The sequence below is a fragment of the Paenibacillus sp. NPDC058367 genome (assembly GCF_042723305.1).
Classification (GTDB): Bacteria; Bacillota; Bacilli; order Paenibacillales; family Paenibacillaceae; genus Paenibacillus_AQ.
Window position 1 is genome coordinate 153,254 of record NZ_JBHXIZ010000009.1, and the last position, 21,299, is coordinate 174,552.

At 44.0% G+C, this 21,299-nt stretch carries 15 protein-coding genes and 1 riboswitch; of the genes, 12 read left to right on the plus strand and 3 right to left on the minus strand.

Annotated elements, in window-relative coordinates:
- The first annotated feature begins 191 nt into the window (after nucleotides 1-191).
- The 6 genes from ACFWMP_RS29605 (at nucleotide 192) to ACFWMP_RS29630 (ending at nucleotide 6,523) form a co-directional block, all read left to right on the plus strand.
- The gene (locus tag ACFWMP_RS29605) at nucleotides 192-2,285 is read left to right on the plus strand and encodes an amylo-alpha-1,6-glucosidase (protein ID WP_339244933.1); all 2,094 of its coding nucleotides are present in this window, start codon (nucleotides 192-194) and stop codon (nucleotides 2,283-2,285) included.
- A gap of 58 nt (nucleotides 2,286-2,343) precedes the next feature.
- Nucleotides 2,344-3,660, plus strand: coding sequence for an ABC transporter substrate-binding protein (locus ACFWMP_RS29610; protein ID WP_042184948.1), 1,317 nt, complete (start codon nucleotides 2,344-2,346; stop codon nucleotides 3,658-3,660).
- 72 nt (nucleotides 3,661-3,732) lie between these two features.
- Nucleotides 3,733-4,632, plus strand: coding sequence for a carbohydrate ABC transporter permease (locus tag ACFWMP_RS29615; protein WP_042184949.1), 900 nt, complete (start codon nucleotides 3,733-3,735; stop codon nucleotides 4,630-4,632).
- Between the two features lie 19 nt (nucleotides 4,633-4,651).
- Nucleotides 4,652-5,476 (plus strand): carbohydrate ABC transporter permease, encoded by an 825-nt coding sequence (locus tag ACFWMP_RS29620; RefSeq protein WP_042193304.1) that lies wholly within the window; start codon nucleotides 4,652-4,654, stop codon nucleotides 5,474-5,476.
- Nucleotides 5,477-5,647: 171 nt separating this feature from the next.
- On the plus strand, nucleotides 5,648-6,205 hold the full coding sequence (locus ACFWMP_RS29625) for a hypothetical protein (RefSeq protein WP_379425896.1): 558 nt from the start codon (nucleotides 5,648-5,650) through the stop codon (nucleotides 6,203-6,205).
- Between the two features lie 24 nt (nucleotides 6,206-6,229).
- A complete protein-coding gene (locus ACFWMP_RS29630; protein WP_042184951.1) occupies nucleotides 6,230-6,523 on the plus strand; it encodes a hypothetical protein in 294 nt (97 codons plus the stop codon).
- A 62-nt stretch (nucleotides 6,524-6,585) separates the two neighbouring features.
- Here the strand turns inward: ACFWMP_RS29630 and ACFWMP_RS29635 are convergent, their stop codons facing one another.
- Entirely contained in the window at nucleotides 6,586-8,307 is a 1,722-nt protein-coding gene (locus tag ACFWMP_RS29635) for a cellulase family glycosylhydrolase (protein WP_379425897.1), read from the minus strand.
- 219 nt (nucleotides 8,308-8,526) lie between these two features.
- Here ACFWMP_RS29635 and ACFWMP_RS29640 point away from each other — a divergent pair, with 219 nt between their 5' ends.
- From ACFWMP_RS29640 to ACFWMP_RS29665, 6 genes are all read left to right on the plus strand, one after another.
- On the plus strand, nucleotides 8,527-9,105 hold the full coding sequence (locus ACFWMP_RS29640; protein ID WP_379425899.1) for a hypothetical protein: 579 nt from the start codon (nucleotides 8,527-8,529) through the stop codon (nucleotides 9,103-9,105).
- Between the two features lie 90 nt (nucleotides 9,106-9,195).
- Nucleotides 9,196-9,396, plus strand: a riboswitch (cobalamin riboswitch).
- A 165-nt stretch (nucleotides 9,397-9,561) separates the two neighbouring features.
- The gene (locus ACFWMP_RS29645; protein ID WP_379425901.1) at nucleotides 9,562-14,484 is read left to right on the plus strand and encodes an S-layer homology domain-containing protein; all 4,923 of its coding nucleotides are present in this window, start codon (nucleotides 9,562-9,564) and stop codon (nucleotides 14,482-14,484) included.
- A 73-nt stretch (nucleotides 14,485-14,557) separates the two neighbouring features.
- On the plus strand, nucleotides 14,558-15,532 hold the full coding sequence (locus ACFWMP_RS29650; RefSeq protein ID WP_042184954.1) for a DUF4430 domain-containing protein: 975 nt from the start codon (nucleotides 14,558-14,560) through the stop codon (nucleotides 15,530-15,532).
- Nucleotides 15,532-16,422, plus strand: coding sequence for an energy-coupling factor transporter transmembrane component T (locus tag ACFWMP_RS29655; protein ID WP_042124206.1), 891 nt, complete (start codon nucleotides 15,532-15,534; stop codon nucleotides 16,420-16,422). The genes ACFWMP_RS29650 and ACFWMP_RS29655 overlap by 1 nt, the downstream gene beginning before the upstream one ends.
- Nucleotides 16,395-18,065: an ABC transporter ATP-binding protein gene (locus tag ACFWMP_RS29660; RefSeq protein ID WP_379425904.1), complete on the plus strand. Its 1,671-nt coding sequence runs from the start codon at nucleotides 16,395-16,397 to the stop codon at nucleotides 18,063-18,065. Before ACFWMP_RS29655 ends, ACFWMP_RS29660 begins: the two co-directional genes overlap by 28 nt.
- Nucleotides 18,047-18,775 carry an ECF transporter S component gene (locus ACFWMP_RS29665; protein WP_339244954.1) on the plus strand — a complete coding sequence of 243 codons (729 nt, stop codon included), beginning with the start codon at nucleotides 18,047-18,049 and terminating at the stop codon, nucleotides 18,773-18,775. Before ACFWMP_RS29660 ends, ACFWMP_RS29665 begins: the two co-directional genes overlap by 19 nt.
- Nucleotides 18,776-19,194: 419 nt before the next feature.
- Here the strand turns inward: ACFWMP_RS29665 and ACFWMP_RS29670 are convergent, their stop codons facing one another.
- Together ACFWMP_RS29670 and ACFWMP_RS29675 are read right to left on the minus strand one after the other, a co-directional pair.
- Complete coding sequence (locus ACFWMP_RS29670) at nucleotides 19,195-20,619, minus strand: HAMP domain-containing sensor histidine kinase (RefSeq protein ID WP_379425906.1); 1,425 nt, start codon at nucleotides 20,617-20,619, stop codon at nucleotides 19,195-19,197.
- Nucleotides 20,616-21,293: a response regulator transcription factor gene (locus ACFWMP_RS29675; RefSeq protein WP_042184959.1), complete on the minus strand. Its 678-nt coding sequence runs from the start codon at nucleotides 21,291-21,293 to the stop codon at nucleotides 20,616-20,618. Before ACFWMP_RS29675 ends, ACFWMP_RS29670 begins: the two co-directional genes overlap by 4 nt.
- Nucleotides 21,294-21,299: the final 6 nt, after the last annotated feature.

The following is a 21,299-nucleotide window of genomic DNA, read 5'->3' on the forward strand; positions in this document are numbered from 1 at the left end:
GTATTTAAATATTAAAAAAATAAAATATAAAATGCATCTTGTAAATGCTTTCATCATGATTTATAATTCGATTATACCTTATCCGAAACGTTTTGGTAAGTCTTTCGAGCATTCGATTATCTGAAGATATATATTTTTTTGTGCTTTTTCCGAAACGTTTCGGATACACAGCGAAGAAATGAGGGGAAGTTTTGAATTATCGAGTTATCAAAGAAAATGATCTGTTTCTAATGACGGACAAAAGTGGGGACATACCGGACAATGATCAATCGGGTCTAGGTCTCTATACCAGAGATACCCGTTTCTTAAGCCGAATGGAAATCCGAATTAATAATCAGCGACCGATATTGTTATCCTCCGCTGCCGATGAGAATTATATCTCTACTATTCGTCTTACCAATCCTCATATGGAGGAAGACGGTAAATTGATTTTGTGGCGTGAGTCTGTAGAGATTGAACGTACACGCTTTATTTATGAGGGTGCACTATATGAGACCTTCAAGTTAACAAGTTATTATCCAAAAGCAATCCAATTCGATTTCTCTGTGCTGTTAGATGCAGATTTTACAGATATGTTCGTGATTCGTGGGTTTCAGCATGGAAAGCTAGGAAGTAAGACGGGTGAACGAAGTGCTTCAGGTGAAAGAGTGATCAGTTATCTCGGGGCAGATGAGTTACTGAGAGAAACCAAGGTGAAATGGGATACTCAGGAAAGCCGAATAAGCGAGGCAGGTGAGGTACATTTCGATGTCGAGCTGAAGCATCAGGAGAGTGTTGAAATCGCTTTCTTTATTGCTCCGATGATAGATGGCAACGAGCCGCTGCAGCATGAACCTAAGGAAGCAATGAATAAACTCAGAGCATCTTACGCTAGTTGGAATGCTTCATCGACTTCCATCAGCAGTGATATGCCGTTATTTAACAAGCTGTACCATCGAGGTGTTCAAGATTTACGGGTGCTGCTAACAGACCTTGGTTATGGGCAGTTTCCGGTTGCAGGCTTGCCGTGGTACTCCGTTCCCTTTGGACGCGACAGCCTGATTGCAGCGCTGCAGATGTTATCTTTGAATCCTCAAATTGCTAAGGGAACCTTACTTACAATGGCTGCCTACCAAGGACAGAAGGAAGATGAGTGGCGCGACGAGCAGCCAGGCAAAGTGATGCACGAAATCCGGTATGGAGAGTTAGCGGCTACTAACCAGGTTCCGTTCACACCATATTACGGCACAATCGATGCAACACCTCTGTTCCTGCTGCTTACGGCAGAGTATTACCACTGGACAGGAGATCTTGATTTTGTTAGCTCTTTAATGCCGCATCTCAACGCTGCATTGAATTGGATTAAAGAATATGGCGATTATGATAAGGATTCCTTTGTGGAGTATTATCAGAAGTCATCCAAGGGAATTGCCAATCAAGGTTGGAAGGATTCTGCGGATTCCGTCATTCATAGTAATGGTGATTATGCGGAGGCCCCGATCGCGCTAGTAGAGGTTCAAGGTTATGTGTATCAGGCGCTGACTCGACTTGCTCCTATCTTCAAGATTCTAGGTCACGAAGAACAGGCAGAGGTTATGGAAAAAGATGCAGCTCAGCTGCGAACCCGTTTCGAGGAAGACTTCTGGATGGATGATGAGCAATTTTATGCAATCGCCTTGGATAAGGATAAGAAACGGGTAGACTCCGTTACTTCGAATGCAGGACATATTCTAATGTCAGGAATCGCCTCGCCAGAGCGGGCAAAAGCAGTTGCGGAAAGACTAGTAGCCCCTGATCTCTTCGGAGGATACGGTATTCGGACTATGAGTACTGCGGCTACAGGTTACAATCCGATGAGCTACCATGACGGAAGTGTATGGCCGCATGATAACTCACTCTGTTTGCTTGGCCTAAGTCAGTCCGGGTTCACAGAGGAAGCAATCACTGTTATGCAAGGATTACTGAACGCAGCTGACCAATTTGAATATTACAGATTGCCTGAATTGTATTGTGGTTACAGTGACCAGCTCGGTGCTCCTGTTCCTTATCCGGTAGCCTGTTCTCCACAAGCATGGGCGGCTGGAACACCATTGACCTTCGTGCAAGCGCTCCTTGGTCTTCAACCGAATGCTCTAACCCGGCAGATTACGATCAAGCCTGCACTTCTAAACGGTATGAATGACTTAAAGGTGGAGCAATTACAGATTGGCAATGGCACGCTCAGCCTGCGAGTTAGTCGTGTGGATAACGAGCCAAAGCTGGAGATTTTATCTAACCAAACAGGTTATGAACTGGTGATTCTATAGGCAATACGTAATTTTTTTATATAAAAAGCCTGACAATACTAAGGAGGTTGTATTGAAAATGAGAAAATCGGGGTTAATAATTCTATCTTTGATGCTGGTTGCTGGACTAATGTTGACCGCATGTGGTGGCAACAAAACAAACAGTAACGCAGGAACGGCAGCAACAAACAATAGCACAGATAAAGAAACAGCAGCACCGACAACGGATGAGCCGGTTACGATTACTCTTGCAGGCTGGGGAGCGAGTCCTGAAGAGCAGGATCTGTTAAATCAGACGCTGAAGGAGTTCGAAGCTAAATATCCGAATGTGAAAGTAAATTACGAAGTTATTGCCGATCAATACATGGATGTTATCAAGACTAGACTCATAGGTGGAGAAGGTCCGGACGTCTTCTATCTGGATGCATTTGAGGCGCCTGGTCTCATTGAAGCTAATGTGCTGGAGCCGTTGGACAGCTATGTGACACCTGAGTTTGATGTTGCAGACTTTGAACAGCCAATGGTTGATGCTTTTAAGAAGGATGATGTATCTTACGGATTCCCTAAGGATTTCTCTACGCTCGCTATGTTCTACAATAAAAAGGATTTTGCTGAAGCGGGAATTACGACTCCTCCAACAACTTGGGATGAACTGAAAGCAGACGCGATCAAGCTGACTAAAAAAGAAGGAGATAAAATCACTCGTTATGGTTTCGGCGTTGCTCCTGAGCTTGCACGTCAGATGTTCATGATCCAAGCGTTCGGTGGAAAAGTTTCTGACGAAGAAGGCAAAGCAACCTTCGCATCTGCGGAAGCACTACCAGGTCTTCAGCTTGTTGTAGATATGCATAACGTTGACAAATCCTCCGGTGAGCCTAAGGAAGTAGGTGCTGGCTGGGGTGGAGAAATGTTCGGGCAAGGCAAGGCTTCTATCGTATTCGAAGGCAACTGGGCGATTCCATTCCTGGAATCCAACTACAAGGATCTGGATTATGCTACCGCTGAGCTTCCAACGGTGAACGGCACTAAAGGCACAATGGCCTTTACGGTAGCTTATGTAATGAACAAGCAATCGAAGAAGAAAGAAGCGGCTTGGCAGTTAATCTCTTTCTTGACAGGCAAGGACGGAATGAAGACCTGGACTAGCAAAGGGTTCGCACTTCCTACACGGAAATCGGTCGCACAGGAGCTGGGCTACGACAAGGATGAACTGCGTGGAGCAATTGTAGCGGGTGCCTCCTATGCAACGCCTTGGCAAGCCGCATCTACGTTGCCTACCATCACTAATAACTTCAATAACCAATTTGTAGATACATTTATGGGCAACTCTAAGCTTGAGGATGCAATGAAGAAAGCTGAAGATGTAGCGAATAAGGAAATTGAAGCAGCAAAATAAACGGATTGAAGGGGGAGGGTCTTCGGACCACCCCTTCCTTCTTTCATTCTGATACGAAAGGAAAAGTGAAGCATGACTCAAGTCTCAACATTTAGAAAGAAGCTAAGAAATAATGTGACGGCCTATCTGTTCCTGCTTCCTACTATTCTTGTACTGGGCACTTTTTTGTTCCTGCCAGTTTTTTATTCGCTCTATTTATCAGGACATAAGGTAAATTTACTTGGTGATGTCAGTTACAAGTGGGTTGGATTCAATAACTTTACACGTATGGCCGGTGACGAGAGAGCTTGGATTGCACTGAAAAACACGGCATCCTTTGCGCTGTTCGTTGTACCTTTGCAGACTGCATTTGCTATTTTATTAGCCGTTATTTTGAATGCTAAGCTTAGATTTAAAAATTTCTTCCGAATCGTCTTTTTTATGCCGACGGTTACTTCCTCGGCGGTATTGTCACTTATTTTTATGTGGATTTACAATTCAAACGGTCTGCTGAACCGTGTGCTTGAGTTCGTAGGTTTGCATGGTTACAACTGGCTTGGAGATCCGGCGGTCGCTCTTAAGGCGATCATGCTTATGAATATATGGTCTACTGCTCCGTTTTTTATGGTAGTCTTCTTAGCTGCACTGCAAGATATCCCTGATGCATTGTACGAGTCGGCCATGCTGGATGGGGCAGGAGGATTTAGACGTTTTATTTCTATTACGCTTCCGATGATTAAGCCAGCGACCTTCTTCACGGTAGTCATGGGAGTCATTGGTACCTTTCAGCTATTCGATCAATCGTATATTTTTTCGGCAGGCTCCGGCGGCCCGAATAACTCTACCTTAACGGTGGCTCTGCTTATCTATCAGTATGCGTTTAAAAATCTCGACTTCGGTTACGCTTCTGCGCTCGCTGTCATGCTGGCTGCGGTCATTATGATCGTAACGCTGATCCAGCGGAAGCTATTCTCCGAAGAGAAGCTGAACTAGGAGGACGAATCAGGTGGTAATTAACTATTCCAAAGGGGTTAAGGTGGTTCTGTATTTCCTGTTATTCGCATATGGGTGCGTGACGGTCATACCTTTCCTATGGGCACTATCCTCATCGTTTAAACCGTTAAGCGAGATTGTGTCAGGGAGTATCAACTTTATTCCAAAACAGTTCACTTTCCAGAACTATTACGACATCTTCGTGAAGGAGCCGCTGTTCCTCAGATGGATGTTCAACAGTGCACTCATCGCTGTAGTTTCAACGCTATGCAATACCTTGTTCAACTCTATGGCGGGTTATGCGCTTGCACGTATTGATTTTACAGGCAGCAAGGTTGTGTTTTTTCTTATCTTGGCCGTACAGATGATTCCCGGCCAATTGACTATCGTGCCTGCATATCTGATCATGAAACAGCTTGATTTGTTGAATACTTATGCCGCACTGACGCTGCCGATGATGGTAAATGCGACGTTCATCTTTATGATGCGGCAATTCTTCCTGAGCTTTCCGAAAGAGCTGGAGGAGGCTGCCGAGATGGATGGTCTAAATAAATTCGGCACATTTTTCCGCATTGCTCTGCCACTAGCTATCCCCGCATTGGCGGCTCAGACGATCTTTGTATTCATGGGTGCATGGAATGAATTTCTGAAGCCACTGATGTTCATGTCAGACAAGTCGATGTTCACACTTACACTTGGTCTCAATACTTTTAAGGGCCAGTATATTAGCCACTGGAATTATATTATGGCTGCATCAATGGTGTTTACCCTACCCGCACTACTTATTTATGCATTCTTCAACCGCTTCTTTATAAAGGGAATTACGTTTACCGGCAGCAAATAATTTAATTTACAAGGACCGCCACTGATCTTAAATCAGGGCGGTTTTTTGATATGTTCATGAATTGTTACCATTCTATCGATCTTATATGGGGAAGTTGGGGTATAAAAGGAAGGGAAGAGGTAAAACTATGTTCACTAAATAGAACTGGAAGAAATTTAAATGCGGAGGTAAATGATGACACAGAATAAAGGAAATTCACAACGTCAGATTCGAACTTCAATTCTTTGTTTGATCTGTGCCTGCACCGTCCTATTAAGTGGCTGCTCTAAAGCTGCCAATGAAACCACACAAGTAACTCCAACGCCTACAACAGAAGCCACTGCACCTGCAGCTACGAACAGTGCCACTGAACAACCCAATACCTCGTCCGGTACAAATACAGAGGGACTTCCGGCGGGTGTTAGTGTTAAGAGGGTGATTAAGGAAGTTGCTTTAAAGGATGGCTATCATAAAAAGATTGAGCTGCTGACAGACGGCGGCAAGCGGGTTACCATAACGGATGCGACTCAAAAGATTGTTTTGCAGCAGATTGAATATGATGGGAAGATTACTACGTCTAACGGTAAACAGGTTACCGTTAGAGTCGAAGGTGGGGGAGAGCAAAGCATAACCATTCCCGATCATGTAGTGATCGAAGATGAGGACATGCTTGGAATGATGCCAGGTGTTGATATCGAGTGGACAGTGAATGCCGAGGGGCAAATCGAAAGTGTTGAACTGGAGGATTAAAGAGATACTGAGGTGGCTGGCTAAATGAAATTTCTAATCGTATTTGGCAGTATAGTGGTTCCCGTCGCCATGCTAATGATACAACGGAAATGGATAAAGTGGCGTATTGTTTTTAATGTAGCTTCTGTGTTGTCTACGCTTATTTTAGGTAATATTTCTGCCCTAGCTATATATGAAATATTAAGAGATAACACGGTATTTATGACCTCGATCCATGCGATTTTTTTGAATCCAATGTTCCTTTTAACGGGAGCTTATCTTGGAGTATATCTGGTCTATCGCTTGATGTTGATGACGTATGAAGAAGTATATGTATGATGTAGTTAAAAAAAGGAGTGTCCCCGTGAAGGGACACTTCTTTTTATGTTATACAGCGAAAGTTAAGAAGATTTTCCTACAACGTTTGTTCCACTCTTCGTGATCTTGTACGTAAGGATATCACCATTCCAGAAGTGGAATTTCAAGATGACCTCTCCATCTTTAACATCTTTAAAGAAGGCTGGAAGCAGCTTGATTTCTTTCGTGTTATAAGAGGGTGAGAACGTATTGCCGAACTCCTTGAATGGTGTCCAGTCTTGCGGGCCTGCATTGCCACCAGCGGTATAGACAGCCTCCATCGTGGCAAGCTGGTTACCATTAAAGGTAGTTGGAATCGCAAACGATTCAGTCGTACCTTTGGCATCACTTAATTTGGCAGTGTCATTCACGATGATCTTTAGTCTCCACGCAACACCTTTGTTGAATTTCAGCGTTAACACGGCATTTTCACCGTATTTTTGGGAAGCTGTGAGTTTTTTGAGTTGGCTGGCTTTGAGTGTGAGCTCCTCGCCATTCAAGGTGTAATCTTTTCCCTTTGTTAGATACTTCCCATTTGCACTAATCGTGGTTAGCTTATTGCCGTTTAGGTTCAGCTTCACCTTGGTGTCTTTGATCGCTGCACCTTTTTTTAGATAGACCAGATCGCTTTCAGTGCTGGAGGAACGTTCCTTCAGACCAGACATTAATACACCCTGCAGCTCAGAATCGGACCACTTATACGTTTTGCGGTTGAAATGCTGCCCATTATCCCAGAGCATGGAGGTCATTTTCTTTTCTTTTAAATAATAGGTAAGGTACTCGAAGAATTTCAGCTTCTCGCCTTGTTCAATCACACCTGTATCTTTATCGAATCCTAGCAGTCCAAACTCACCAACGATAACAGGGATTCCTTTAGCTACGAATGTGTTGTAAACGCTATCAAAAGTTTGGATGATATCGTTTTGTGTATCTTTTTCAAACGTGGTGTAACCAGCGATATTCACACTGAACGGCCAGAAGCCATAGTAGTGAACGGTCGCAATTATGTTCGGATCGTTAAGAGCTGTAATCGTCTTGTAGAGCTGATCCATTCTAGGTTGGGTAGGAGAAGTCTCTAATGAAGGTAGCACTAGCGGACGGACATCATTCTTTCCACCTGAGTTTCGAACGATCTGATGGAAGGAATTGTTGAGCTCTGCAAGCATCTGTTCCATCTTCGCTTCATCCTTACTTCCGCCATCTGTGAAACGAGGTTCATTAATACTTTCGAACATCAGCTTATCGGATTTATCCTTGAAGCGGTCCGCAATTTGAGTCCATGCTGCATTATAACGCGCCAGCGTTTCCTCATGCTTCTCTTCCATATGACTTACCCATAACCAGGAGTCGTGATGGACGTTAATCATTACATATAACTTGGCGTCCAGCGCCCAGCCTACAACTTCTTCGACACGGTCGAGGTAAGCTTTTTCAATAGTGTAGTTCGGTGCTTCGCCTATGTGTGAATCCCAAGTGATAGGAATACGGATACTTTTGTAGCCTTGTGCGGCGATTTTCTTAATCAGTTCTTGGGTCACACGCGGATTGCCCCAGGAGGTTTCATCCTCACCTGTAGCATCTAGAGTATTGCCAAGGTTCCATCCGGGCTGCATATCGTCTACATAGGATTGGATCTTACTCTTTGGTGCTGCCTTAGCTTGTTGCTCGTCCTTAGTGGCAGCGGCGGCAATGGATGAGAACAAAGAGAGCAGAAGAGCGGTGACAAGGGTCAATGATAAGAATGATTTCTGGATTCGAGTAGTCATTGAATTCTCCTTTGTAAGATCATTTTTGAGGATGCTTAAACCTGACCTTCCTTGGTACTTTGGTGCTTAGATGAACACGTACACCTCCATGAATTCGTTGTAAACGCTTACCAAATACCCTAACATAGAATAATTTCAACGAGTACCTTACTAATTTGTGGTAAATTCATATATGAATTAGTGATTTGCAGTGATTCCAAAGTTATGGAGGGCAATCCAGTGAGCAGATTTCATTACATAGGCTCGGCTACAGAGCTTCCGTTAGGAGAAAGAGGCAGTGTACCGTCAGTAATGACATATTATGAAGTGAAAAATTCCCCGGAGTATAAGAAACAAAGAGAGGCTCTGCGCCTGCAAGGCATAATTCCTTTGGATGACATCGCAGATCTGTCTCATTTAAGAGATGAGGACTGTCTTGTATACGACTCGGAAGAAGATGCAGCGGGTATTTTTATAGAGGAACTTGGGTATTGGAACGATGAGATTCGCAAGCATTTTCGGAGTCCGTATGTGTACCGGATTTCACCGAATTGGGGCGGTTTCTCTGTATCCCCTAAGCTAAAAGATACTCTACCGGGATCGTATAACGCCTCACTCAAGTGTTGTCGGGAGCTATTTAGGCTTATGACAGATTATGGGGTATCTGGTGCCGAGTTCGAGCTCTATACATGCTGGGCTGAGGAAGAAGGACTACCACGTAATAAAAAGTATGATCGAATCTTTGATTTGGCCTTTTTGTCACTGGAGGATGGTTTTGAGCTGAGAGAAAAAGAATATATTGTGGTTAGAATGATTTGATATTCAATAGGATTATCGCTAACTACTCGTTATACAAAAAACAAATATTGCATGACAAAAGCAACTATATTAGATATGATGAAGCATGAAAAATTAATATTAGCAATAGGTGCCAATTATGAATGTTTCGGAATTACAATCATAGATTGGTTAAATGGAAAGCGGGTGTGAATCCCGCGCGGTCCCGCCGCTGTGAAAGAGGAGTCCTTGCAAGGTGCCACTGGGAAACTGGGAAGGTAGCAAGGGTGATGATACTTGAGCCAGAATATCTGCCTGTTTCTAATACACCGTTAAACTCTACGAGCGATAGAGAGGTGTTTGATATAGTATATGCCTGCTATTGTTGCGGTTCACTATCTTAAACCTCTTGACGTTATGTTGAGTGGTTTTTTTGTAGTGCTATGAAAGTTTATTCTGTTTTTTAACATAGGAAGAGAAGGGAAGGGTTATGGAAACATGAAGAAAAATAAGTTTTTAGCTTGGTTACTTATTGTAGCAGTATTTATCACGACGTTCTCTACAAGTGTAATCCCGGCTCATGCGAATGAAGCAATTGCCGATAGTGCAGTTGTAACAACAGAGGTTGATCAAGCTCTAGTAGAGCAGATTAATGCGCTAGTACAAGAGCCAGATACAGAGAAGCCTACGATTTCAATAGAAGGTATACAAGATAAACAGGAAGTATCCAGTAAAGATGTAAGCTTCAAAGTAGTGGTTACAGACAATGTCTATAAAGACATTATTCCAGTAGTAAAGCTGAACCAAGTCGTTCTGTCAGCTACTAATGATGAGTACAAAGCATCTCTAAACCCAGGTAGTAACGTAATCGCAGTAACAGCTATAGATGGCGCAGGAAACAAAGCAGATAATGTAACCTATCAGGTTACTTATAAAATCACTGCTAAAGAACAGTTAGATAAAAGCTTGGCCTACATCGTTAACACCGTAAAGAATCCTTCATTTGGAACAGGTAGCGGAGAATGGTCGATTCTTTCTCTAGCACGTGCGAACTACAAAGTACCTAACGGTTATTACAATCTCTATTACAACAATGTAGCTACGCGAATAGCAACGATAATTAAGGATGGAAAACTCGACGCTAGTAAAAGCACAGAGAATTCCAGAGCCATTCTAGGACTTACCTCTATCGGAAAAGATATCACGAATGTTGCAGGTCATGATCTAAGAAATGCACTCGCTGATTATCAATATATTCAGAAGCAAGGGAACAACGGTCCCATATTTGCTCTGATTGCACTAGATAGTCATAACTATGAGATTCCAGTATTATTCCCTGATCCTGATGAGAAGGGAGTTATATATCAAAGCACAAGAGAAAACCTGGTTCAGTACATCTTAGATAGAGAAGTTAAAAAAGGTGCAGCAGATGCCGGGGGCTGGGCTTTAGGTGTAACCAAAGCCGACGTCGATATGACCGGGATGGCGATGCAAGCACTTGCGCCTTATTACGCAAAGGATCCTAATGTAAAAGCTGCCGTGGATCGGGCGATTGCATGGTTATCGAGTGTACAAAATGCTCAAGGCGGATTTACAAGCTGGGGAAGCACAAGCAGTGAGAGCATTGCACAGGTTGTTGTTGCCTTAACTGGCGTAGGCGTAGATCCGCACAGTGACCCTAGGTTTATTAAAGAAGGAAATTCACTTATAGATGCTTTACTTAGCTTCTCTGGGCCGGATGGTGGCTTCAAGCATATTCTCACCGGTAAAGTAGACGCTATGGCTACGGATCAAGGTACATATGCGCTCGTATCCTATGATCGTCTGATCAATAATAGCAACCGTCTCTATGACATGAATGATGTTCCATTTGAACAACCTACTACTGTTGTAGCCAAACAACAATTAAATAAAAACCTTGCCTATATCCTAAACACTGTAAAAAATCCGTCTTTTGGAACAGGTAGCGGGGAATGGTCGATTCTTTCTCTAGCACGGGCCAACTTCGAGGTTCCAAGTGGCTATTACAATCTTTATTATAATAATGTAGCTGCTGAAGTAGCTAAGCTAATGAAGGATGGAAAACTCGACCCTTCTAAAAGCACAGAGCATTCCAGAGCGATTCTAGGACTTACCTCGATCGGAAAAGATATCACGAATGTTGCAGGGTATGATCTAAGAAATGCACTTGCAGATTTTCAATATGTTCAGAAGCAAGGGCTTAATGGTCCCATATTTGCGCTGATTGCCTTAGATAGTCATAACTATGATATTCCTGTAGTAGAAGGCGTTACAGATCAAACCACAAGAGAAAAACTAGTTCAGTATATTTTAGAAAAAGAAGCACCAACTGGTGGATGGGCGTTATTTGGTACTAAAGCCGATACCGATATCACTGGAATGACGATGCAAGCACTTGCGCCTTACTATGCAAAGGATCCTAATGTAAAAGCTGCTGTGGATCGCGCGATTGCATGGTTATCAAGCACACAGAATGATCAAGGTGGATTTACAAGCTGGGGAAGCACAAGCAGTGAGAGCATCGCGCAGGTCATTGTTGCTTTAACTGGCGTAGGCATAGATCCGCACAGTGACTTAAGGTTTGTTAAAAAGGGAAATTCACTGATTGATGCACTGCTTACCTTTGCTGATCCGGATGGTGGATTTAAGCATATTCTCACCGGAAGAGTAGATGGGATGGCTACGGACCAAGGTACGTATGCACTTGTGTCCTATGATCGTCTGATTAATCACAGTAACCGTCTCTTTGATATGAATGATGTGGTAATTGAACAACCACCTGTACAACCAGAGGGTCCGAAAGAATTTCCGTTACCTTCTGGTGATAAGCCGGAAGTTGTAATCAATGATGATGCTCATGATTATATCGTTCCGATCAGCACAGGAGATAGCAACAAGGAAATAACGGTAGTTATTCCTAAAAGTCAACAATCGAAGGTTAGTGTTAGTTTACCTAATAACAGCGATCTTCCTCAGATTGAGGCTACCAAAGGTGACGTATCTGTAGTCATTCCTAAGGGTGCAAAAGTTACAAGTGGAAATGCCGCAGCGATTGAACTAATGTCACCTTTAACAGGCACAGAAGCTGCACTAAAAGATAGTCTGAATCAGATTATTTCCCAGGATAAGAAGCTGGAGAGCATTATTCAAGCTTTTTCTATGGGTGGCAGCGCAAGAGTAGAATTCAGTCAATTTATCACATTAACCTTTAAGGACCTTAAAGGAAAAGATGTAGCTTATATTCAAAATGGTGCACCTCATGCGATTCAAAAATTTGCAAGTGACGCCTTAGGTTTGGCAAGCGGCAAGTCAGAGTATGCCTACGATAATGGAAATGATTTAATCGTAAAAACCAATCACTTCACTGATTACATTGCGTACACATCCAGTGTAGTTCAGACACCTGGTGGCGACGGTGGTAGTGGCAATGGTGGAGGAACCACTCCATCGAAACCATATGTAACCCTATCCGTGGATAAGCTTACGATTAAGAAGGGATATGTTCTTCCATCTGTACAGGTAGAGCTACAATCTGGTGACACAGTGTGGTCTGTACTAGAAAGAGTGCTAGATAGCCGCGATATCGACTATAGATATTCTTGGAACAGTACATTTGGAAGTGTATATGTTGAATCCATAGCTGGTGATGGAGAATTTGACCATGGTAGCGGTAGTGGATGGATGTATAATGTGAATGGAAAATATCCTAATTATGGTGCATCTTCATATAACCTAAGTGCCGGGGATAGAATTCAGTGGCGTTATACTACGAATTTGGGTGTGGATCTAAATGCACCGATGCCAACTTTGAGCCCAACTCCAACCCCATCTGCTACACCAAAACCAAGTGGTACGCCAGCTCCAGGTGATATCGCTAAACCGGGTGACCCGAATGCGAGTCCATCGCCAACAGCGACTCCTAACGATATCAAGCAAGTGTATAAAGACGCCGATAAGATCTCATCCTGGGCGTTCTCAGCGATTGAAACAGCTACAGTAAAAGGGTACATCCAAGGTAACAATGGTCAGGTAAATCCGAAAGATCACATTACAAGAGCAGAATTTACTAAGATCCTAGTATCAGCATTGGAACTTGATATCAAGAGTGACAAAGGAATTACCTACAAGGATGTCGCTCTGGGAGATTGGTTCTATCCATATGTGAATGCTGCTCATAAAGCAGGGTTAATTACAGGCTTTAATAATGAATTTAAGCCAAATGATAAGATTACTCGCGAACAAATGGCAGCCATTATTGTCAGAGCATTATCAATCCCGGCTACGAAGCCTGGGACAGCTATTAAAGATATCAATACTGTGTCTGCGTGGGCAAAAGCAGATGTGGAAACCATTGTTGCCACCGGACTTATGTTAGGTGATAATAATCAGTTTAAGCCTAAAGAGCTTGTAACTAGAGAAATGGCAGCTGTTGTAGCTACTAGAACCCATGATTATAAGAGTGGCGACAAAGCAGTTAGTCCATATATTCAGAACACAGCAGCCTTTTTGCAAAAAACAGTAACAAACCCGGTCATCTCCTCGGTTGGCGGGGATTGGACAGTGTTCGGGCTGGCACGTTCTGGTGTGAAGGTTCCAGATAGTTATTACGCTAAGTACTATGCGAATGTAGAAGCCACCCTTAAAGAAAAAGCTGGGAAGCTGCATAGCGTAAAATATACGGAATATGATAGAGTTATTTTGGCATTAACTTCAATCGGCAAAAATATTGATAAAGTGGCGGGTTATAACCTACTGGAACCGCTCGCGGATTTTGATACTGTAATCAAGCAAGGCATTAATGGACCTGTGTTTGCCCTGATCGCACTGGATAGTAATCATTACGACATTCCAGTGGTTAAGGATGTAAAGACGCAGACAACTAGAGAGATGCTCATTGATTACATTTTAGGCAGAGAGATCAACAGCGGGGGATGGGCACTAGGCAGTAATGCTACTGAGGCCGATCCGGATATTACGGGAATGGTTATTCAAGGCTTGACCCCGTATTACAAAACGAATGCCAAAGTAACGGCTGCTGTGGATCGTGGAATTGCTTGGTTATCCAAAACGCAAACAGCAGATGGTGGTTTTGCAAGCTGGGAGTCTACGAACTCCGAGAGCATTGCTCAGGTGATCGTAGCTTTAGCTGGACTTGGTATAGATCCACATAAGGATTCCAGATTCATTAAAAATGGCCGTTCAGCGGTAGATGCGTTGCTTGGCTTTGCTGCACCTGAAGGTGGTTTTTATCACGTGAAGCAGGGTGGAGTAGGCAACGGAGGCGCGAAACCCGGAGAAGTAGATCTTATGGCTACGGATCAAGCGATGTATGCACTGGTTGCTTATGATCGGTTCGTTAAGGGTCAGACGAGTCTTTATGACATGACAGACGTTAAATAGAACTTTATTTAAAGAGATAAGCAAGGGTAGCGTGTATACCCTTGCTTATTATTTAAGGTGGGGAACTTAAGAAATGAACAAGAAAAAATGGCTAACAGCGATACTAATTATTGGTGTGTTGGCGATTGCCTTCTTTTGGGGCGGGAATTATCAGAAGAGCCCGAACAAGGTTGCGAGTAACAGTGTTGAGTCTCAAGTTGTAGAATCAGCCAATACGGCCTCCAATCAGAATGTTGATGTAGAGCCTACAACCTCAAGTGATGCCGAGACAACGGAGATAGCTCCTACAGCTACACCTGGTGAAACAGCTAAGCCTAAGCCCGTTGAAACGTTAAAACCAACTGAAGAGGTAACGCCAACCGAAACTGCGGTAACAGAGGTTGAAAAGCCGACTGCAACACCTAAATCGGATACACAGGCACAACCGACCGCAACACCGAAAGCGGCTAAAACGTCCGTGCCGGAAACGAAAGCGACGGCAAAACCAGTAATCAAACCGGATTCAAAAGTAGCGACAACAGAAACAAAGCAGGAACCGAAAAAGGATAAATTCCTTACCGATCCAGTGCCGAGCGGGAAACCTAAGCCCGTGGAATGGCAAGATGCAACGGTAGATAAGAAGAAGCAATTAACGGCTACTTTGTCCGTGTCGGCAGCAACGATTTTAGATAATATGGATATTTTCAATAAGGATAAGGTTGAAGTATTGCCGGCAGATGGTATCATTTATAAAGCGCAGAAGGTAACCTTTTATGAAGGTGAGTCTGTGTTTGATGTTTTGCTAAGAGAGATGAAGAAGAATAAAATCCATATGGAATTCAGTATGACTCCGATCTATAACAGTAATTATATTGAAGGCATAAATAATCTTTATGAATTTGATGCTGGAGAGCTTAGTGGATGGATGTACAAAGTAAATGGCTGGTTCCCTAACTACGGCAGTAGTCGTTATGTTCTCAAGGATGGCGATGTCGTTGAATGGGTATACACTTGTGATTTAGGTCGAGATGTAGGTGGTTATGTAGCCACAGGAGGAGCTCAGAAATAATGAAGGATAGCTTTTCTACCTTTCATCCGTTTGTGAATTTTCTATATTTTGTCGTTGTATTGCTGTTTAGCATGGTGTTCATGCATCCCATATTTCAGGTGATTGCCCTTATCAGTGCAGTAGTCTACTCCTTTATGTTAAAAGGAAAGAAAGCCGTTCGGTTTAATCTGCTGTACATGGTTCCTTTTCTACTATTTATGGCGATTATGAACCCTGTTTTTAATCATCAAGGGGTAACGATCTTGTTCTATTTGAACAATGGAAATCCCATTACGAAGGAATCCATTCTTTATGGCGTAGCAGCGGCGTGCATGTTTGTGACGGTAATCATATGGTTCTCCTGTTATAACGTCGTGATGACCTCGGATAAGTTTATTTATATATTCGGAAAAATACTGCCGGCACTGTCGTTGATTTTTTCGATGGTGCTTCGTTTTGTTCCTAGATATTTAGCGCAAATCAAGGTGATTTCGAATGCCCAAAAATGTATTGGCCGGGATGTTACGCAGGGAAATCTCCTCGCGCGAGCGCGGAATGGGATTACGATCCTATCGATAATGACCACCTGGGCCCTGGAAAATGCGATTGAGACGGCGGATTCCATGAAGTCAAGAGGATATGGATTGCCTGGACGTACAAGCTTTTCGATCTTCCGTCTAGATGCCCGGGACAAAGTAGCCCTCTTGATCATGACAGGTTTAATTGCGATGGTAGCTATCGGCGCAGCAATGGGTGAGAACACGATGAGATATTATCCGTCGATTAAAGCGAGCGCAATTACACCTTTTAGTATCCTTGTATATATCGCTTATTTTGCGCTATGTATGATCCCTGTGCTCATCAATATGGTGGAGGCAATGAAATGGAAATCTATCGAATCGAAGAACTAAGCTTTGCTTTTCCTGAACAAGAGCAGATGGCTCTTTCGAATATTAATCTTACGATTGCAAGCGGAGACTTTATTACTGTGTGTGGAAAGTCAGGCTGCGGCAAAAGTACCTTACTAAGACAACTGAAAACAATCCTAACCCCACATGGCAAACGCCAAGGGGCGATTTATTATAAGGGTCAACCTGTAGAGGAGATTGATCAACGGACACAAGCAGCGGAAATCGGTTATGTACTCCAAAGTCCGGACAATCAAATTGTGACAGACAAGGTGTGGCATGAGTTGGCCTTTGGCCTTGAAAGCTTAGGTTATGACAATTCTACGATTCGTTTGCGCGTGGCTGAGATGGCGAGCTTTTTCGGAATTCAGACCTGGTTCCATAAAAGTGTGACTGAGCTATCGGGTGGCCAGAAGCAGCTACTCAATTTAGCGGCGATTATGGCTATGCATCCCTCGGTTCTAATCCTTGATGAGCCTACCTCTCAGCTAGATCCCATCGCCGCTTCCGATTTTTTGGAGACGGTCAAAAAGATTAATCGCGAGCTTGGAACAACCGTTATCATGACCGAGCATCGTCTAGAGGATGTTCTTCCGCTTACAGATCGGCTGATTGTGCTGAATGAGGGCATCGTGATTGCTGATGATACCCCGCAAAGGGTGGGAGAAGCTCTAAGCAAGCTGAACCATCCGATGTTTCTTTCCATGCCCTCACCGATGCAAATTTACGCAGGCGTAGAGAATGCCTTAGCATGGCCTGTTACAGTAAAGGAAGGACGCCAATGGTTGGATGCTTTTCTAGAGGATAAGACACCTGCAGCGATCGCGGAATCTCAGCCAAGCACGAAAGAGGACGGCCCAGTAGTCATAAAGTTCAAGGATGTATGGTTTAAATATGATAAGCACGGACCGGATATTATTAAAGATTTGTCCTTTGAAGTGAAGCAAGGGCAGTTCTATTGCATTGTTGGTGGGAATGGAACGGGGAAGACATCAACACTCTCCTTGATGAGCGGCATCCTTCAGCCCTATCGAGGGAAGGTTCTAATCAGTGGAAAGAATCCAGCGAAGATAAATGCCAAAGAACTGTTTACTAACAATCTGGGCATCCTTCCGCAAAATCCGCAAACGTTATTTGTGAAAAAAACAGTTGAGTTAGATTTATACGAAATGTTATCTCAGCTTCTTTTAACGAAGGAAGAAAAGGTGGCTAAAGTTGAGGCCGTGGTTAAGTTCGCAGAACTGGAACATCTTCTCTCGATGCATCCGTATGATCTTAGCGGGGGAGAACAGCAGCGTGCGGCGCTGGCAAAAGTGCTTTTGTTAGAACCAAAGATTCTGCTGCTGGATGAACCGACGAAAGGACTGGATGGGCCTTTCAAAGAAAAACTCGCTTTATTCCTACAGAAGCTTAATGCTGAAGGTGTTACCATCGTAATGGTTTCGCATGATGTTGAATTTTGTGCCAAATATGCGGAGGTTTGCGCGATGTTCTTTGATGGAAGTATCATCACTACGAATGAAGCCCAGAAGTTTTTTGCGGGAAACAGCTTCTATACGACTGCCGCCAACCGTATGGCGCGTCATGTATGGAGCGAGGGAGTAACGATAGAGGGTGTGATTGATTTATGTCAACGAAGCAGGTAACGGGTCGTCGTTTGAGTCGTCGGACTTTATTAGCGGGACTGCTAATCTTTATAGTTATTCCAGCTACAATTTTGTTAGGGATCTTTGTCCTAGATGATCGCAAATATTACTTTATCAGCCTATTGATCGTCCTCTACACGATGATTCCGTTTGCGCTGGTGTTCGAGAATCGGAAGCCGCAGGCGAGGGAACTCATCGTCATAGCGGTGCTAGCAGCCATTGCCGTTGCTGGACGCGCAGCCTTTTTCATGTTGCCGCAGTTTAAGCCGGTTGTTGCCATTGTCATCATCGCAGGGGTGAGTTTGGGAGCTGAGGCAGGATTTCTGGTCGGTGCTGTTGCGGGCTTCGTCTCCAATTTCTTCTTTGGGCAGGGACCTTGGACGCCTTGGCAAATGTTCTGTTTTGGCATCATTGGCTTCCTGGCGGGCATTTTCTTCAAGAAAGGTCTGCTTAAAAAGACTAAGCTGTCTCTCTGTATATTTGGAGGGCTAGCAACTTTCTTGGTATATGGAGGCATTATCAATATAGGCTCGCTGATGATGTTCACTTCTGAGTTCTCATTATCGGCTTTGATGACGACTTATGTTTCCGCCTTTTGGTTTGATATGGTGCATGCGGTCTCGACGGTGGTGTTCCTCTTTTTCATTGCTAACCCTATGATTGAAAAGTTGGATCGGATAAAAACGAAGTATGGGTTGATTGAGCCTTAGGGTGTTTGTGTGGGGTGTTGTGCACTTTGCGCTGGCGGACGCTCCGAGAACGGACTGTTGTTACAATCGCTGTTGTGTCCAGATTTTTTTGAATTTTTCCCCCTAGGGTAAAATCCGGACACAGCATATGCTTACGAAGTGAGCTTTCCTTCGGAAAGCTTTCGGGCGAACGCTCCGCTTTTCCACAATCAGTCCGTTCTCTCCGCTGCTATCAGCGCGAAACCCAAACCCACATCGACGAAAGGCTCAAAGAACCCCCCCTTCGGTTTTTAGCCGAAGGGGGGCGGTAGTACCTAGTGGCTGGAGGTTTGGCCACTATAAGATATTACAATCGGTATGGAATTCTAGTAGCGATGCTCCTAGATCTAACCTTAAAAAACAGGCGATGCTCCGGTCTACCGGTATCGCCTGTTTTTTGATTATTCCCTTACGATATCCATAGGCGCTGAGGTATCTTCAAAGGGCTTAAGGCTCTTTCGGCTGGGAGCAGGCGGGGAGACGGGCAACCTAACGATAATCGTCGTTCCCTCTCCGATAGCACTGTCTACCTCTATCCTGCCTTGATGCAGAGAGACAATTTTTTTAACGATCGCAAGTCCGAGACCGTTGCCATTGTTGTTTCCGTTCCGCGACTTGTCTATTTTATAAAATCTTTGGAATACGGCATTGAACTCTTCCGGGGACATACCGATTCCATTATCGATGATGGTGACGGATACTTCTGCTGCACTACTAATTATACTGATGCGAATATTCCCGCCTACCGGTGTGAATTTGATGCTGTTGCTGAGCAAATTCATCCATACTTGCTTCAGCTGATCTTCATCACCCTTAATTTTGACCGCTTCCGGCAGCTCTAGATCGATAACGATGCCTTTGGCTGACCATTGGGGCTCACAGGTCACAACGATGGTTCTAATCTGCTCGTCAAGATTGAAGGGACTTGCGTTGAAGGGATGATGTTCAGAATCCAGGGAAGCGAGCTTCAGTAAATTATCACTTAGCCTCGACAGACGTTCACTCTCCGCAATGATGATATCAAGATATTCGCTGCGTTCCTCTTCCACGATCAAATCATGGTTCTGCAACGCCTTGGCAAAGCCGGAAATGGACGTAAGCGGTGTCTGGATTTCATGAGAAACGTTGGATACGAAATCCTGCCTCATTTGTTCCAACTGCTTCAGCTCCCCTGCCATCTCCACATAGCTTTGTGTCAATTCCCCGATTTCATCTATTCGGTTCACTTTAAGCTCCACCTCGAAATCACCCTTGGCCAGTCTTTTTGTCGCATTCGTCAGTGCTTTGATCGGCTCCACCAAATATCTGGCGGCAATAAGAATGCATACGCTACCCAGCAAAAGCACGAGCAAAAGCACAAAGAGCACCATCCGATTGACGATATTTTCGTTCTCAGCAGAATACTGCAAGAACATCGCACGCCACTCTCCGTTCAACATAAAGGGCATCCCGATAAAAATATCCTTATCTTCCGCGGAGGAACGGTAGAGCTTTCCTTGCAGTACTTGTTTGATAGCTTCGGGGGGGACAGTGACAGCCGGACTACCCTTGAGCCCATAAAAGGTATGTTCTCCGGCATGATTGTACAGGTGGATAGGGTGTGCGGATACCTTAACCATACTATTCAGGAACTCGTCCGTATCTTTAGGTTTGGCGTCATCATAGCGGTGAATGATCTCTTTTCCCACTACGATCATTTCATTCTGTCCCTCATAACTTATCTGTTTCTGAAAGACATACAAGCCAATGAAAAAGGAACAGATTAGACTAAAGATAATGATGCCTAGAAACGTGAGAATGACGCGTACATATAACGTCTTGATCATGGCGTAGGGATCAGCCGATATCCCAGGCCGCGGGCCGTTTCGATTTGAAATTGCTCGCCCTTGCCGCTGAATTTCTCCCTCAACCGACTTATATGCACATCTACAGTCCGGCCGTCTCCTTCATAATTTAATCCCCAGATTTGAAGGATCAACTGTTCTCTTGTGAAGATTTGCCCAGGATGGCTGGCCAGCAGAAACAGCAGCTCAAATTCCTTCAAAGGAATTGTGACCGGTTCTTCACCACGCGTGACCTGAAAAGTGCGCCGGTTGAGCGTCACATTGCCCAACTGCACAGACTGGGAAGAGACGACCAGCGAGCGTTTAAGCAAAGCTTTTACTCGCATTACCAATTCAAGCGGATCAAATGGTTTCGTTAGATAGTCATCCGTACCAAGTTGAAAGCCTTTCACTTTGTGTGCGGATTCCGCTTTAGCCGTCACCATGAGGAGGGGGATGTTGGCATCCCAGCGCCTGATTTCTCTGCATAGATCCCAACCATCCAATCCTGGCATCATAATATCTAGAATGACGAGATCGACACGCGAGTTCTGTATAATGGACAGAGCTTTGGTACCATCCCTGGCTTCTTTGAGGTCAAAACCTTCTTTTCGCAAAAATAAAGACATTAGCTTTCGGATGTTATCATCATCATCAGCGATAAGTATAGTAGCCACGATTTT